The following is a 16,449-nucleotide window of genomic DNA, read 5'->3' on the forward strand; positions in this document are numbered from 1 at the left end:
TTCACTCTTCACTCTTCACTCTTCACTCTTCACTCTTCACTCTTCACTCTTCACTCTTCACTCTTCACTCTTCACTCTTCACTCTTCACTCTTCACTCTTCACTCTTCACTCTTCACTCTTCACTCTTCACTCTTCCGTCCGGTAGATTCGTAAGAAAATCGTCGATCCCGGCGAGCATTTCCCGGTATTTCGGGTTCCAGGTCAAGCGGCGCATGGTTCCTTTGGCCAGGTGGTGGCGAGTGATCTCGCCATAGGGGATGTTTTCGCCGGTGCGGCATTCCTCGGATTTTGCCGAGCTGAAAAAATAATGGAGACAGTTCAGGTAATCGCCGTTTGCGCCGTAGTGCGTATCCGTTGGCGGAATGGTGATGGCGGTGTGGGCGGAACTGAGAATGTTTGCTGAAGTTCCACCAACGGCAGAGACCGTGATTCTGGGATCGGAAAAAGAGTTTGTGCGTTTATCACCATAGATCAGGAGCCGGCTTTCCGGAGACGGGATCTTTTTCATGAAAAAATCAATGGTGAACTCCGAATCGACCGTCCGGTCCTCCCGGCTGAGCACCGTGAAAGCAGGGAGGGTCAGGCGGTTCTCCGCAGAGAGGGAGGCGATTTCCCTGGTCAGGAGGTAAACCTGGGCGGCGCTGTTGGCGGCAAAGGATTCATACCTCGCATAATCGACACTTTTTCTGGTGATCAGCCAGGTTTTGAATGTGCTCAAGGTCCCGGCAAGCCGGTCGAAGCCGGTGTTCACTTTCAGGCAGGGAGAGAAGAGAAAGAGCCCGGCGACCCCGTCGGGATTTTTCAGGGCGTGCAGCACGGCAAGCGCCCCGCCGGTTGAAAAGCCGCCGATAAATACCCGGTCGACCTCCCGTTTCAAACTGCTCACCCCGTATTCGGTGGCCTTCACCCACTCCTCCATTGTCACTTCGGTCTGGTCGCCCGGAACGGTGCCGTGACCGGGGAGGAGGATGGCGCGGACCAGAAAGCCACGCTCGCGAAAATGACGGCCAAGGTCCCGCATATGATAGGGGGAATCGAAAAGCCCGTGGATCAGCAGGATGCCGTTGACCGGTTTCCCGTTCTCCTCGGGGACCATTTCAAAGGGCAGGTTTGCTTCAATGATTTTCTCCCGGTCCGGCCCGTCAAGATCGATTCGACTTCCCTCGATAATCTGCCGGTAATGGCGGATATAGGTCCGGAAATCAGAATCCGGTGTGAGCGTGAAAGCGCTGTTCAATCCGGAGGGTTTAAGACCCGGAACCTCTTCATTGCAACCGGGCAGAATGATGAGAAGCAACAGGATCAGAAAGTGAGAGCGGTTTTTCATTTGGAAGTCGGAAGCCGGAAAAATAGTGGAGATCGGTAACAACGGTGATTACTCAATCTTTCTTTCCCGTGTCCTCAGGCATTTGTTGGTGAAGCTGTCGAACTCACGGCATGAGATGCTGATAAAGAGGGAGTTTCTTCTGTCAAAGCTGCAGGAGGTGGTGTAGTGACAGGTTTTGCTGAAATCGTCCCAGTGCTGGCATTCTTCCGTGCAGGTGAGGTCGCCTGCACTGATGATCTTTTTTTCGTGCAGGCAGAGTTTGTTGAAGTCATCCCAGATCTGGCATTCGGCAATGACCACAGGCTCAGCGGCGCTGCTCCGGTTTGCAGCGCAGATGACATTCAGGCCATCGGAATGGTAGTTTTCTCCCGGAGTGAGATAGATGTTCTTCGCAACGGACAGAGTCGGAGTGGACAGAAGTAAAATGATTGCAACTAGGCTATAGCTGTTCCGCATGCTGACTCCTGGTAATGTTATGTCGGCCGCCCGGGCCGAAAGCCTCAAGCTCAGGAAAATCCGGACCGGGAGGAGCATCCGGAAAGGGCCCCTGCCGGAATGGAAGATTTTCCCGAACCAACCCGGTAACTCCCGGCGGAGATGGTTTTGCTGACATTGGTGCTGCCGCATTTGCTGCATTCAATTTTTTCGCTATCTTCCGAAGAGGTTGCAATGACTTCGAAAACCTTACTGCATTTATTACATTTATACTCAAAAATAGGCATGGTATTTCTCCCTGGAGTGATGTTTTCGAGCTGTTTAATGAAAGTCTAAAATAACTATTCGGAGGGAGTTTGTAAAGAATCGGGTTGCTGATTTTTCCGATATTTTGATTTACGGATTCCGCGGTCGGAATTATAAAACTCTTCCAGTGACTCTTCGACAGTCCGCCTGGCTCAAGCTTACCCTTCGACAAGCTCAGGATGAGCGGGATTCGGCAGGCTCAGGGGAAGCGTGAGTTCGGCGAACTGTCGAAGGATGGCCCAATTTATTTCCGGAGAAAACTGATGAATACTGAAAATGGCCCCCTCTCCAGACCGGTGGTGATTCTCCTCACGGCGGCATCTTTCGTTGTGGTCATTGCCGGCCTGAAATCCGCCCAGAGTATTCTGGTTCCTTTTATGCTTGCCGGGTTCATCGCCATTGTCTGTGCGCCGTTCCTCTTCTGGCTGAAAAAGAGAGGGCTGCCCGACTGGCTGGCACTGGTCGCTGTTATTGCTGTCGTCTCCCTGATGGGGACGATGGTTGTAGCCCTGGTGGGTAATTCCGTAAACGATTTTACAAAAAACCTGCCTGCGTATCAGGCGCAACTGGAAGCCAAAGCAACCGCTCTTACCGCTGTTCTCGACCGGGTTGGGGTCGATCTGTCACAAGGAGGGATTACCGAACTCGTTGATCCGGGGGCATCGATGCGTTTTGCCTCATCGCTGTTGCGTGGTCTCGGCAATGCGCTTTCCAATGCCTTTGTGATCCAGCTCACCGTGATCTTTCTGCTTCTTGAAGCGGCCGGATTCAGGGACAAGGTGCGATCCGCCCTGGCCGAGCCGGAATCTTCACTGCAGGGTTTTGACCAGTTTGTTGAGAGTGTGAACCGCTATATGGTGATCAAGACCTGGGTGAGTCTGGCTACCGGTCTGGTGATTGCCCTGTGGCTGGTGATCCTCGGTGTTGATTATCCGCTTTTATGGGGGCTTCTTGCCTTTCTTCTGAATTACGTGCCGAATATCGGTTCGATTATCGCTGCGGTGCCGGCGGTGCTGCTTGCTGCCCTCCAATTCGGGTTGGGTTCGGCGCTTCTGGTCACCGGAGGATATTTGGCGGTGAATATGGTCGTCGGCAACGTGGTGGAGCCCCGCTTCATGGGCAAGGGGCTTGGCCTGTCGACCCTGGTGGTTTTTGTTTCCCTGGTCTTCTGGGGCTGGGTGTTCGGCCCGGTGGGCATGCTCCTCTCCATGCCCCTGACCATGGTGGTGAAAATCGCGCTGATGAGTTCGGACGAGACCCGCTGGCTCGCGATCATGATGGGCGGGGAGGGGGTTAGGAATGAAGAGTGAAGAATGAAGAATGCAAAATGTAAAATGCAAAATTAATGGGTGAGAGGAAAAGAAATTCCAGCGGATGAAGTGAGTTTTTTTAAACGATTTCAGCCGTTTATATTTAAAAAAATGCTTGACACCGGAACAAATCAGGCCAAGATTTCTTCACTCTTCACTCTTCACTCTTCACTCTTCACTCTTCACTCTTCACTCTTCACTCTTCACTCTTCACTCTTCACTCTTCACTCTTCACTCTTCACTCTTCACTGCCCTTCCTCTATTCCACCACCGGCAGGATAACGGTGAAGGTGGTCCCTTTGCCGACCGTGCTGGTCACAATAATCTCGCCCTCGTGTTTTTTGATGATGTCGTAGGCGATGCTCATCCCGAGACCTGTTCCCTTGCCGACCGCTTTGGTGGTATAGAACGGCTCGAATATCCTGCCCAGTTTGTCCTCGGGGATGCCGCAGCCGGTGTCTGAAATTTCCACGAAGAGCTTGTCGTGTTCCCGGCCGGTCCGGATCTTTATTTCCCCACGCTCCTCAATGGCCTGAGCGGAGTTGATCAGGATATTCATGAAGACCTGGTTCAGTTCCATGGGGAAGCATCTGGTCTGGGGGAGTTCTCCATATTCCTTGATCACCTCGGCCTTGTATTTCAGCTCATTCCAGATGATCTTGAGGGTGCTTTCCAGGCATTCATTGAGGTCGGCCGGTTTCATGACCTGTTCGTCGAGCCGGGCAAAACTCTTCAGGTTTCTGACAATTTCCGTAACCCGGCCTGCCCCGTCGATGGATTCCGTCACCAGGTCCTTGATATCATGCAGGACGTGGTCCACCTTGAATTTTTTCTTCTGGTTCGCGATCTCTTCCATGGTGGTCCGGTCAAGTTCAAGGGGGGCCAGAATAGCGGAAAGGGCGGTCATGAAACCACTCAGCTTGTCTCCGTATTTGTCGAGAGTGTTCAGGTTGCTGGTGATAAAGCCCATCGGGTTGTTGATCTCATGGGCGACCCCGGCGGCCAGCTGGCCGATGGAGGCCATCTTTTCCTGCTGCAGGAGCCGGGTGTGGGTCTTTTTCAGTTCATCGTAGGCCGTGAGCAGTTCCGCATTTTTCATCTGCAGAATATGCATCATGTTGTTGAAATACTCTCCGGCCCGGTGGACCGGATCGACGGTCGCTGAAAGGAACACCTCGCATTGCATGCAGGTGTCATGTTTATCCACAAAGGTCCCCTGGGGAATCCCGCCGCAGAAGGTCCCGGCAATCTGCCAGCAGCGCATTCCCGACGGTTCGCCATAGCATTCACAGTCTTTGCTGGTGCAGTTCTTGGTTTCGTAGCATTTGCCGAGGGTGGGATTATTGTACCTGACCTGCAGGTCCTGGAGATTGATTACCGACAGGATGTGGGTCGATATCTCATCCAGCGCCTGCTGCAGTTTGAAACGGTTTTCTTCGATTTCCCTGTTTTTGACCTCGAGATTCTGCTGGCTTTCCAGAAGTTTCCGCTCCGCCTTCTTCCGCTCGGTGATGTCGATGGCAAATTCAATCATCCGGGTCAGCGTGCCGTCTTTATCGAACAGGGGGTAGCCGTGGACATCGTAATGTTTTTGCCGTCCCTCCTGGTCAAAATGAATATGTTCCAGGGTGACCGGGCCACCCGTTTGCCGTACTTTATCCAATGGGCAATGACAGCCGCCGTTACGGCCGCAAGGGGTTTCGCTTTTGTGGGTCAGGGCGTGGCAGGTGGTGTTCCGCCAGGTGGCCGGATCACCGGTGGCCGGGTTGGCCATCTCGATGGAGTAGTCGGCAACGTTGATCACATAAAAGGGATAGGGGATGGCGGCGAGCACTTCATTCAGAAACTCGCTCTGGCGCTGGAAGTCTTCCTTTGATACCGTGGTCACCCGTAAGTTTTCGACCATTTGGTTGAAGGATTTGCCGAGGCGGCCGATTTCGTCATCACTTGAAACCTCGGCCCGTACGGCAAGATCGCCCTCGCCGAGTTTTTTGGCGGCGTCCGCCAGTTCTGAAAGAGGGCGCGTCAGCCTGTTGGTCAGAAACCCGCCGAGAATGGTCACAATGACCAGGGCCAGCAGGATCAGGCCGACGATCAGCCAGAGTATGTTGTCGGCGCTCCGGGTGATGATTTTCTCGGACAGGCCGACATGGGCCCGGCCGAGTTTCCCCTCCATGATCGGCGCAGCGATATCCAGAACATCTACCTGCCCCATCCGGAACGGCACGATCCTCGTGTCGTCATTCCCGGTTGCCGGATTAAGATCTTTCAAGGCCTCGGGGAAGCCCATCGCGAAGGTATGGGCGACGATTTCGCCCTCCTGGTCCTGGACGAACATGTAGATGGCGTCATTGTCGTGTAGGGAAAATTCGCTGACCGCAATGTTTAGTCTGACAAACTGTTTTTCGAGGAGGTAATCGACACTCATTTCGGCCAGGTGTCTGGCGATAAACTCTCCCTTTTCAGAGAGTTCCTTTCGCAGCTTCTCCTTCAGCACGGGGACGACCAGGGTGACAAGGAGCAGACCCAGGACCGATACCGAACCGATCAGGAGAAGAAATATCTTTGCCCGAAGAGTCTTTATTTTCATAAATCGTCGCAAGTAAAGGGGCCTGTTTATTGATCCGGGTTTTTGTGTTTTGCCAGCCAGGTTTTCATTTCCCTGACCGAGTCGTAACGGCTGTCTTCAACGGGCCCGAATTTTTCGATCATCATCCCGGCCAGGATTTCCCGCCCTTCGGGGTCTCTGTGCGCATTGAGAAAGACCTCCCTGATCCGGGACAGAAGCTCCGGGTCCATGGCCGAGCGCACCGCCACCGGCGGGATGCCGTACGGCGGGGATTTATGGATGACCTTTGTTTTCGAGGTGTGGACCGGATCTTTCCGGTTCGCGTATTCCCAGATCAGGCTGTCGACGGCGGCGCCGTCAACGAGCTTCATGGCCACCGCCTTGATCGATTTGTCGTGGGCATAGGTGTATTCGTAGCTGCTGAAAAATGAATCCGGGGTTTCATTCATCTTTGCCAGCATATAGGTTGGGACAAGGGTCCCGGTGTTGGACTGGGGGTCGGTGAAGGCGAATTTTCTGCCTTTCAGTCCGGCGAAATTTTCCACCGGGCTGTCAGCGGGGACGATCACATAGGAATAGTAGACCGATTCGCCGTAAGCTTGAGGTGCGGCAAGCGGTTGAAGGTTGAATTCCTCAATGCCGTCCACATAGGGGCCACTGCAGACAAAGGCCATATCGAGCTTTTTCTCGCGGAGCAGGTCGTTGATCTCGGCATAACTTTCCTTGTCGACATACTCAACGGGGCGGCCGATTTTATCCGCGAGGTAGTCCAGAAAGGCGCGGTAATAAACAAGGCCCTCCCTGGGTGTAATCATGCCGCCCACCGCAAAGCGAAGTACTTCCGAGCTTGTCTTCTGGCCCGGGTCGGGTGTCGGAACCGTTTTCGTCATGTCGACGGTGGGTTTCGAGTCGCAGCCGGAGACCAGCAGAAACAGGGAGAGAACGAGGATTCTTGTAAACAGGCAGGTTCCGGATTTCCTGGAGAGTCGGCACATGGTTTCACCCGATATTCAGTCGCTGAATTAATGAAATGATTTGGTCCCCTGTAAACGGTCTCAATTTTCTGATTTATCTTAAGGTATTGGTTTGCTGTTATAAAATGATCCCAAGTCATGGTGGCATTCCATGATTAGAATCAAGAAGCCAGAAGCCAGGAGCCAGAATGACTGATTTTTTCACCCTTCGGGTACTCACTTCAGTACCCCCTTGAAGGGTATAAGTCTCGATGTCTCGCAAGCTCGCTTTCGCCCAGGGGGCATAAGTTTCGTATAAGCAGGCACGCTGCTTAACTTAACGAATCGGTACGAGCAGACAAGCTGCTCGACTCAGCTATAAGCTTTCTCCTGGCTTCTGCCTTCTTGCGGGATACAGGAGAGAAAAAATCGCCATACCCCCTTTATTATTGGGAGGTTAACCTGGCTCAGAAAGTTGAGTAAACGGTGAAAACCCCTGCAATTCTTCTTCATCATAGAGTTTTGGAGAACCACATGTCAAATAGATCGGATCAGTTGTCTGACTCGTCACTGATCCGGACGATCTTTTCCTGGTCACAGTAATAGGTGATCAGCTGGTCGAAAAGATCCTCCCGGCCGGTATAGATGCGGTTTGAACCGCTTAGGATCTGCTCCAGCGCTTCACTGTAACTGTCCACCCCGACGAGGCACTCATGGATTGCCCGGTCGCCCTTGCGGCTTTCCATCATCTTTTCCAGATAGCGGTTGACATTTGCCCAGTAGAGATGGTTTTTGCGGAACTGCGGGTCGTTCTTTTTGGCTTTTTCAATCTGGGCGTCCATGACCGAGCTGAGTTCCTGCCGGAAAAGATGATCGTAGATCCTGCCGGCAATCTTCACCGGGCCCTGGGTGGAGGTGCCGACGCTCTTGTGGCCGCCGGTGTTGGTGGTGAAGGAAACGATCATGGTCAGGTTCTTGTCCTGATGGTCAAGCCGGTTCCGGTAGGGGTTGAAATGGCTGACAAAAAGGGATGACCGGCCGGTAGGCGAGGTGCCGGTCTTGCCGGAGACGAGGTCCCGGTGGAACCTGAACTCGTGATTCATCGACGCCCCGGTTCCCCGGTTGCAGATCTCGTAGAGCGCTTTCATGGTGTCGTCCCGCTCCTGTTTCGCGTCAAAGAGCAGCACCGGTTTTTTCTCCGGATCTTCCGCCCGGTCATAGATCACGTTGCCGTTTACCCTGATCCGTCTGACCAGGGACGGTTCGCGGTAATAACCGTCGAGAAAGGCGCCGTAAATGCCGAGCCACTGCTGGACCGGCACTTCCGAGGCGCCGATCCCGAAGGGCCAGAAACGGGCGTCATCCTGGTTGTAATCAAGGCCTGCCTTGTCGAGGCCGACCAGCATGGAACTGCGCAGGGCCCGGTTTGAGTAGAGCCGGGCAAAAATTGTGTTGATGGAAAGGACCTGGGCGTCCAGCAGGGTGTATTTTCTTCCCAGATACCGGTTTCTTCCGGTGCCCTCGGCGTCATAGCCGTATGAGTTCCTGGGCAGCCAGATCTTGCGTCCTTCGCTTTCCACATATTTGTATTCGATCGGTTTATCGGCAAAGAGGGTGGAAAGGTTGGCATTGTTGTTGACCATCGCATAATAGGCGATGATCGGTTTGATCGTTGATGAAGGGGTGATTTTTGCATTCTTGTCCATCAGGTCGATCAGGATGTTGCCACCATCCCCCTTGTCCTGGGTGTTTTTGCCGAGGCTGAATTCCTTGCCGCCGATATGGGCGATCACGTCCCCTTCATGATCGATGATCATCACTCCGACATTGAGATGGCGGAAGAGATTCTCCATGAATCCGGTAAAATTGCTGTATGGGGGGTTCGTGTTCCGGTCCTGATAGGATTTCAGGTCTTTCAGCCAGATGTTTCTGTTGCGCTTCTCGAGAATCTGCCGGTAGCTGCGGCTGGTCAGAAAGTCGGTGATGGTTTCCTTGATGGTCCCGGCCAGGGCAAGATCGACCTTGGTCTCGATTTCCACATCGCCGGCCACATCCAGCAGGAGCTGCGGCCCGGTCACCCGGTTGCCGTTCAACAGATATTCCCTTGAACAGATGTCCCTGATAACGTTCCATGAGGTCCAGCCTTCCTCTCCGTAAAGCGGGGAGTTGAACGGGCGAAGCCCTATCCGCCTGATCGATTCCTCGTCGTCCAGATACCACTCCTGATATTCGGCCGGGCTGATCTCCTCTCTCTTGAGCATATAAGCGAGAGCGAGGTTTACTTTGCTGAGCGAATCCTGTGCATGTTTCCGCATGCCCGGGTCAAGTTCAGCAAAACTGCTGCCGGTGGAGATTGAGTACAGGGCGATCTGGCGGTTGTGGTTCGGGATGAATGAGGCGATGGTGAGGAGCTGCTGGATGGTGAGTGAATCGAGGTTTTTCCGGAAGTAGTTCTCGGCGGCGGCAGGGAAGCCGTAGATGTTCTGGCCGACGGGAACGGTATTGAGATAAAAATCCAGATTTTTTTCCTTGCCGAAAATTGACACAAGCTTGTAGGCGGTGATCATTTCCTTCAGCTTGTTGGCAAGGGTCCGGTCCGTGTTGCCGAGCACTTTTTTGGCATTCTGCATGATGATGGTGCTGGCGCCGCGTTTCCTTCCCCGGAGAGTGTCGATGGTCGCCCCGATTATATTGGGCCAGCTCACCCCGGCATGGACCATGAACATGTTGACGTACCAGGGGTTGTTTTCATGGGGAAGAAGGAAATGGTCCTCGCAGGCGAGGAGAGCGTTTCTGACCCGGTCGGGGATCCGGGCGGTCACCGTTCGTTTCCCGTATGATTTTATGATCTCGCCGGAGGTCCCGACAATATTGGCGGAATGGGCATATGACTCAAGACTGTCCGGCAGTCTGTCGAGCATTGCGGTGTCATAGAGGGTGTGGGCGATCATGACCTCGATGAAGTGCTGGGTCGGCCCCGGGAAATAATTGAGGATAAAGAGTGTGACGAAGGTGATGCTCCCCCATTTCAGACTGCGGGGAATCCAGATCCCGAGCCAGAAAAGAAAACGGCGAAAGGGGCTTTCCCAAGGGAAAACCATTTTTTTCCGGGGGTTTTTTTCCAGTTCTTCCAGATACTCATGGTAACTCTTTTCGAGGTTGCGGCTCTCTTTGAGTTTCTTGTGGAGTTTTTTTTCATCCACGATGCCCTGCAGGTCGGCCTGTGAGAACAGGTACCTGAAGGCTTTGTACCTGACGGCGCTCTGCTGGCTGTCAAGCGGCGGCGGTTCAGGGGCCGCATGGTCATTCGCTTTCCTGTCGGGGCCGTTATCTTTTGGGTCAATGGTCAAAATATCGTTCTGGGTGAAATCGGTTTGTTTTTTTGCGCTACTTCAGATGATCGCATCTGCTCTCAAATCCCCCACCTGTCAGAATTTATTATAGATGGAGCGACAACAAAAAGTGAAATCATAATTACCGGTCTTGCAAAAAGCCACGAGACGGACGGACAGTGCCATCTCACTTGTTACCTTATTGCCGGCCAATCCGGTCATCCGCCTTTTTACGAAACCATCATAATCCGGAGTCCACCATTTTTCTGTCAGAGGGGTTGTCTCTGCAATACCTATCGGCATGAATGAAGGAAGAGTTGTGAAAAAATGCATCTGATCCGATCCGGAAACCGGCATAAAGCGAGCTGGCGTGACATCAAGACTTATACCTCAAGGGGGTACTGAAGTGAGTACCCGCATGGGTGAAAGCTGCTGGATTCCTGGTAAATCCCGGAATGACAGACCGGTTGGAATCGTGTGATAAACAAGAAAACGATTTTATTTGATAAAAGGACCAGGAAATCAGAGAATGGTTACGGGAAACTATTTCTGAAGATTAATCAGGTGACCGATAGAGTATTGAGAGCGGTTTGTTACCAATACCAATGACGGGTTTGTTTGAAATTGATAGAATTCCATTGCCATAAATGCGGTTTTAAGCGGGGCGCGGCTGCCAGGCACCAGGGGCGGAGGGTGAAATGCCCGGGGTGCGGGGTGCCGGGCGTTATCGGTGTTTCCGCTGACAGGATTGCCGCATTTTTCTGTGGTTCCTGCGGATTGGTCAAAAAGACCGGCATAGTCAATCTGGGGCGGAAAAGGGGGTGCCCAGAATGTGGAACATCCGGAGAGGTGATCGATATCACCAACGGTGTGCCTTCAGTTGGACCCTCTAAAGTATCCACGTCTCCGGCAGTTGGAGGCGGGGTTGGCGATCTCTTCAGGAGGCCCTGGTTTAAAACCGTTCTTGCGACCGGCGGATTCATGTTCATCTTTCTTGTTGCCTACCTGTTCGTGGGCGGGCAGGCGGGATATCTTGCAGCGACGATCAGCATCCCTTCCCTGCAGGACCGGAAACCGCCCCCAGCTCAAACCAGGGATTCCTCCCAGGAAAGAAACCGTCTGGTTGATATCCAGCATCTGTTGAGCACGACCCGGGATCTCTCCGGTCGTGATCTGAACCGGGTGAATTTTTCGACCCTTGACCTGCGCAAGGTCAATTTCAGGTCTGCAAATCTCCAGGGGGCCGATTTTTCCAAGACCAATCTCCAGAAAGCAGATCTGCGTGATGCGGATCTCGGCGGCGCCAGACTGTTCAATGCCGATCTTTCGGGGGCGGATCTCACCGGGGCAATTCTCGCCGGGGCTGTCCTGAATAAAGCCGATCTCACCGGGACAATCCTGGCCGGGTCTGATTTCACCGGAGCCGAGCTGATCAAGAGCAGTATGGTTGAAATCAATGCAACCGGAGCGGTTTTTGCCGAGGCCATTGTCTACGAGGCGGACTTCAGCAGGGCGCGACTCCAGGGAAGTTCTCTTGCCGGGGCCACCCTGACCAGGGTGAATTTTTCCGGCGCTGACTTTTCCGGCGCCAATCTTTCAGGAACTAATCTTACCGATTCGAATCTTGCCGATTGCACATTTGCCGAGGCTGATCTCCGCAAGGCAAACATGGTGGGGCTGACTCTGGACAGGTTGAATTTTCAGAAGGCGGACCTGCGCGGCGCAAGGCTTTACGGGAGCAGTCTGATCAAAACGGATATCCGCGAGGCCGATCTCTCCCACGCCGATCTCAGCATGGCACGCCTCGAAAAGGCCAATGGTGTACGGGCGATACTGAATTCCGCGAACCTGCATGGGGCCGACATGAACAATATGATTGCCAGGTTTGCCGAGTTCAAGGAGTCTGACCTGAGCGGGTCTGTCCTTTCATATGGCGACCTGAACGGTGTGGTAATGAGTGGCGCCAATCTGACCGGAGCTGTTCTGGAGCATGCGATCCTCACCAGGAGCAATTTCAGCCGGGCAAACCTGACCGGTGCGGTGTTGCGCGAGGCCAGGCTTGCCGATGAATCGGTGCTTATTGAGGCAAACCTTACCGGCGCCGATCTTGCCGGAGCAGACCTCAGAGGGGCGGACTTCACCAGCAGCAATCTGACCGGCGCGAACTTGCGAAAAACCCGTCTTACCCGAACCCTGTTAAAAAATGCCTGGCTGAACAACGCCGATCTCAGCCAGGCTGATCTCACCCATGCCGATCTCTCGAACGCCGACCTGAAAGGGGCAAATCTGACCGGGATCAATCTTACCTCGGTCACCAATCTGCGCCTTGATGGTCTGCGTTCGGCGGTGCTGAACGATGTCAAACTCACCCGGTTTGATCTTCGTCATGCCAATCTGGCGGAGGCGGTTCTTGTTCATGCCGACCTCGAGGATGGTGATCTGTCCAATGCCGACCTTTCCAATGCGGACCTTAGCAAGGCGAATCTTTCAGGGGCGGACTTGCGGTGGGCCAATCTGACCGGCGCCAATTTTTCCGGCGCCGATCTTTCCGGCGCGAATTTCAACGATGCCGATCTGAACCGGGCCGACTTTAAAAATGCGAATCTTTCAGGAGCAAGTCTCCTGAACGTCAAGAATCTGAAACGCGCCAGGAATATGGATGGGAAGGTGTCAGCCGCAGAAAACGCTTCTTCCGGAGAAGAGCATGAGGTGCATGAAAGTATTGGTGCCGAATCTCAAGCTGTAGAAACTAAATCGGAAAACGGGGTCAAGATCTGGGGACTTGATGTTGAAGGGTATGGCCTCTTTACCGACAAATATCTGCATGTGGCCGATCCCGGAAAGCTCTACGAGAATTTAAGCGAGGTCGAGGTCAATCTCCTGAAACACCAGATGTTTTCCAGGAGTAATGAGTTGGCTGAAGGAGGCGGCGCGGTTGCCGGTATTCTTTATAATGTGAATTTCATTCCGGCAAATCGGGAAATCCCCCTTGATATCCAATGGATTTCACCCGACGGGTCGGTGGTGTCAGCCTCGGCCGAAGTGGTCAAATACCTGCAAAGGCGGGTTGCCGTCGCCAGATTTGCTTCCGGACGCAAGTTCCGGCCGGGCGCCTGGAAAGTCAGATTTTATTCCGCCGGAAAGTTGATTGCCGAGCAGGGCATGGATCTCCTCACCCCGGTCAAACAGGTTGCAAAAGAAAGGTCAGACGCCCCACCGGTTGAGGAAAAGGAGCAGATTGCAAGCCTCACCAGCAGCAAGAAGCGGAAGGTGCGATAAGGGCAATGAAGAATGGAGAATGAAAAATGAAGAATGATTGGTACGATTCGAGGGGACGAACGAAACCGCAATGACCTGCCAGTTCTGTCTCGGTCTTGAAAATCCGGAATAAAAACCATTGTTGTTGCATGCTACGTTGTGGTAGTCTTGTTCCTGGCTTCGATTCCTAAGGGTTCAGTGAAAAGGGGGGAATGATGAACCATGTTTTTTTCGTTTCGTTTCACATTCTGCTGTTTGTAATTGCTTCGGTAACCACCGCAATTGCTGATGGATTTTGGCAGGATCCGGCAACCGGAATGGAATTTACCCGCATCCAGGGCGGCTGTTTTCAGATGGGGCAGGGTGAATCCGAAAAAGAAACCCTTGAGCGTTTGCCGAGCCTGTTCTCAAGCCGCGCCAATTTCGGGGATGAACTGCCCCGGCATGAGGTCTGTGTCGGTGACTATGCCCTTTCCAGCCACGAAGTAACCGTAGCGGAGTTCCGAACATTTACCGAAGAAACCGCCTACCGGACCGATGCTGAAGTGGATGGCGGCTGTATGGAATATCCGATCCCCGGATACCGCTGGAAAACAGCGGACCGGACCTGGCTCGACCCCGGTTTCCGTCAGAAGGACAATGAACCGGTGGTCTGTGTTTCATATTATGATGCGGTCGCTTTCGCAAATTGGCTCTCCGAGAAAGACGGGAAAAGAAAATTCCGGCTTCCCACCGAGGCGGAATGGGAATATGCGGTGCGCGAGGGTGGCGGTGACAAAGTGTATGGCGCTGCCGATGAACTTGGTGAGACAGGCTGGTTTGTTGAAAATTCTCCCAGGAGAACAAGCCCGGTGGCCACCGGAAAAGCGAACGCTCTGGGAATCAGTGATCTGAACGGCAATGTCTGGGAGTGGGTCGGTGATACCTATGCCGGCGACTATTACCGGACAAGTCCCCGCCAGAACCCGACCGGCGCCGCCGCAGGCCCCTTCAAGGTGGTCCGCGGCGGCAGCTGGAACAGTTTCGCCTGGCATTGCCGGGCAGCCAATCGTGAGTTTCTGCAGCCGGTTCATCGGGACACGGCCACCGGGTTCCGCCTGCTCTTTACCGAGTAAACTCCCCCACCAGCCCCGGAATAAATTTACACCACGGTGATTGCGCTGTCTCCGGGGTCGGTCACTTCGCCGATTATCGCAGCGGTATGGGCACCCCGGGCAATGATTGCTTTCAGCGCTCGTTCGGCCTGGGCCTCCGGGATCGAGAGCAGCAGCCCGCCGGAAGTCTGCGGGTCGAAAAGCAGTTCCTCGGCAGAGCCCGACAGTTCTGTTCGCAAACACAGATGTTTGGCGGAAAGCGCCCGGTTGGCCTTGTTGCTGCCGGTTGTTTCACCCTTCCGGTACATATCGAGAGCGCCGGAGAAGATCGGGATGGCGGCAAAGGTCAGAATCATGGAGACTTTACTGCCCCCAGCCATTTCCAGGGCGTGTCCGGCAATCCCGAACCCGGTGATGTCGGTGCAGGCATTGATCTCGAACTCTTCGGCGGCCTCGATGGCCGGACCGTTCAGGGCGGCAATGAGCGGCAGGGTTTCCCGCTCGAGTTGCCTGAAAGTGAATTTGCCCGAGCGGACCGCATTGAACAGCACCCCGGAACCGATCGGTTTGGTCAGGATCAGCTTGTCGCCGGGTTTTGCCCCGACATTTCTGATCAGGCTCTCCGGGTGGACAATCCCGTTCACGCACAGGCCGAACTTCGGCTCCTCATCGTCAACGGTATGGCCGCCGACCAGGGACGCCCCCGCTTCCACCACCTTGTCGTGGCTGCCTTTAAGGATGTCCGCGAGAATCCCGATATCAAGCAGCTTGCTCGGAAACATCACCACGTTCAGGGCGGTCAGGGGCCTGCCACCCATCGAGTAAACGTCGGAGATTGAGTTTGCCGCGGCGATCTGCCCGAACCAGTAGGGATCGTCCACCGGCGGGGTGATGAAATCAACGGTGTTGATCATCGCAATCTCATCGGAAAGCCGGTAGACGGCGGCATCGTCCGACGTTTCATAGCCGACCAGAAGATTTGCATCATCCGGAGGGGTGAGACCTTTCAGGGCGTCCGACAGGACCGTCGGACCGATTTTGGCCGCTCAGCCGCAGGTGCGGGCAAGGCCGGTCAGGGTTTTTTTCTTCAGCAGATTTTTGAACATTTACGTTTCCTCGAATTCGTTGTCTCGCAAACAGTCGTTGCCCGAACTTACCAGCCGGATGGAGGATGGTCAATCATTGTTGCGCTTCCATCTCACCATTATCTTGAGCCTGGATATTCAGCTAATATGCAGGGATGTGGGGCGCGGAAAAGTAAAAGGCTTGACAGGCATGACCGACTTTTCATACCCTGATGTAAGGGAAAGAGATCGGATGTCGGCATGTGGATCAACTATCAGGAGGGACAGATGGCACGCTGGTATGATGCCCATGAAAAACTGGGCAAAAATATTGACAAACTGAAATACACCGAGAAGAACCTGCGCGATTTTCTGCTCTCGAAAGTGATGCGGATGATCAAGCAGCACGATCCCCACCTGCTCGATAAATTTGTCGACCGCTTCCCCCTCGATATCAAGCGCCGCCGCTGGTACGATCAGGACCCTTATCTCTGGCTGATCATCAACGGTCTTGAATATGGCAGGCAGGAACTGCTTGACGAGGTGGGTAATCTTCTGGAAGAGGAACAGGCGAGACAGGCGGCGGACAAAGAGAGTGAAGAGTGAAGAGTGAAGAGTGAAGAGTGAAGAGTGAAGAGTGAAGAAATCTTGGCCCGCACCGTTTTGGTGTCAAGCATTTTTTTTATAACCGTGCGAAATCGTTTAAAAAAGCTTTATTTCATCCATTGGAATTTCTTTTCCTCCAGCCCATTAATTTTCTGAATATCACTATATTTCAACTATTGACCCTTCGCCAGGCT

The 16,449-nt window shown here is 53.6% G+C and carries 11 protein-coding genes; 4 read left to right on the forward strand and 7 right to left on the reverse strand.

Going from position 1 to position 16,449, the window contains the following annotated elements; all coding sequences use genetic code 11:
* Positions 1 to 113: 113 nt before the first annotated feature.
* From KKG35_09855 to KKG35_09865, 3 genes are read right to left on the reverse strand one after another with little or no spacing between them, the layout of a single operon-like run.
* Positions 114 to 1,328, reverse strand: coding sequence for an alpha/beta fold hydrolase (locus KKG35_09855; protein ID MBU1738432.1), 1,215 nt, complete (start codon positions 1,326 to 1,328; stop codon positions 114 to 116).
* A gap of 48 nt (positions 1,329 to 1,376) precedes the next feature.
* Positions 1,377 to 1,784 carry a hypothetical protein gene (locus KKG35_09860; GenBank protein ID MBU1738433.1) on the reverse strand — a complete coding sequence of 136 codons (408 nt, stop codon included), beginning with the start codon at positions 1,782 to 1,784 and terminating at the stop codon, positions 1,377 to 1,379.
* A gap of 50 nt (positions 1,785 to 1,834) precedes the next feature.
* Complete coding sequence (locus tag KKG35_09865) at positions 1,835 to 2,050, reverse strand: zinc ribbon domain-containing protein (GenBank protein MBU1738434.1); 216 nt, start codon at positions 2,048 to 2,050, stop codon at positions 1,835 to 1,837.
* A 282-nt stretch (positions 2,051 to 2,332) separates the two neighbouring features.
* On the opposite strand from KKG35_09865, the gene KKG35_09870 reads away from it, so the two are divergent.
* On the forward strand, positions 2,333 to 3,379 hold the full coding sequence (locus KKG35_09870; protein MBU1738435.1) for an AI-2E family transporter: 1,047 nt from the start codon (positions 2,333 to 2,335) through the stop codon (positions 3,377 to 3,379).
* 259 nt (positions 3,380 to 3,638) lie between these two features.
* Here the strand turns inward: KKG35_09870 and KKG35_09875 are convergent, their stop codons facing one another.
* From KKG35_09875 to KKG35_09885, 3 genes are all read right to left on the reverse strand, one after another.
* Positions 3,639 to 5,969: a HAMP domain-containing protein gene (locus tag KKG35_09875; GenBank protein MBU1738436.1), complete on the reverse strand. Its 2,331-nt coding sequence runs from the start codon at positions 5,967 to 5,969 to the stop codon at positions 3,639 to 3,641.
* Positions 5,970 to 5,995: 26 nt separating this feature from the next.
* Entirely contained in the window at positions 5,996 to 6,838 is an 843-nt protein-coding gene (gene phnD / locus KKG35_09880; protein MBU1738437.1) for a phosphate/phosphite/phosphonate ABC transporter substrate-binding protein, read from the reverse strand.
* A 614-nt stretch (positions 6,839 to 7,452) separates the two neighbouring features.
* Positions 7,453 to 10,251 (reverse strand): transglycosylase domain-containing protein, encoded by a 2,799-nt coding sequence (locus KKG35_09885; protein MBU1738438.1) that lies wholly within the window; start codon positions 10,249 to 10,251, stop codon positions 7,453 to 7,455.
* A gap of 600 nt (positions 10,252 to 10,851) precedes the next feature.
* Between KKG35_09885 and KKG35_09890 the strand changes: the two genes are divergently transcribed.
* Positions 10,852 to 13,512 (forward strand): pentapeptide repeat-containing protein, encoded by a 2,661-nt coding sequence (locus KKG35_09890; protein MBU1738439.1) that lies wholly within the window; start codon positions 10,852 to 10,854, stop codon positions 13,510 to 13,512.
* Positions 13,513 to 13,703: 191 nt separating this feature from the next.
* A complete protein-coding gene (locus KKG35_09895; GenBank protein ID MBU1738440.1) occupies positions 13,704 to 14,606 on the forward strand; it encodes a formylglycine-generating enzyme family protein in 903 nt (300 codons plus the stop codon).
* Between the two features lie 26 nt (positions 14,607 to 14,632).
* Here KKG35_09895 and selD read toward each other — a convergent pair whose 3' ends face one another.
* Complete coding sequence (selD, locus tag KKG35_09900) at positions 14,633 to 15,622, reverse strand: selenide, water dikinase SelD (protein MBU1738441.1); 990 nt, start codon at positions 15,620 to 15,622, stop codon at positions 14,633 to 14,635.
* A 315-nt stretch (positions 15,623 to 15,937) separates the two neighbouring features.
* Here selD and KKG35_09905 point away from each other — a divergent pair, with 315 nt between their 5' ends.
* Positions 15,938 to 16,255: a hypothetical protein gene (locus KKG35_09905; protein MBU1738442.1), complete on the forward strand. Its 318-nt coding sequence runs from the start codon at positions 15,938 to 15,940 to the stop codon at positions 16,253 to 16,255.
* Positions 16,256 to 16,449 lie beyond the last annotated feature (194 nt).

It is taken from the genome of Pseudomonadota bacterium (genome assembly GCA_018823285.1).
In the GTDB taxonomy this organism is placed as follows: domain Bacteria; phylum Desulfobacterota; class Desulfobulbia; order Desulfobulbales; family JAGXFP01; genus JAHJIQ01.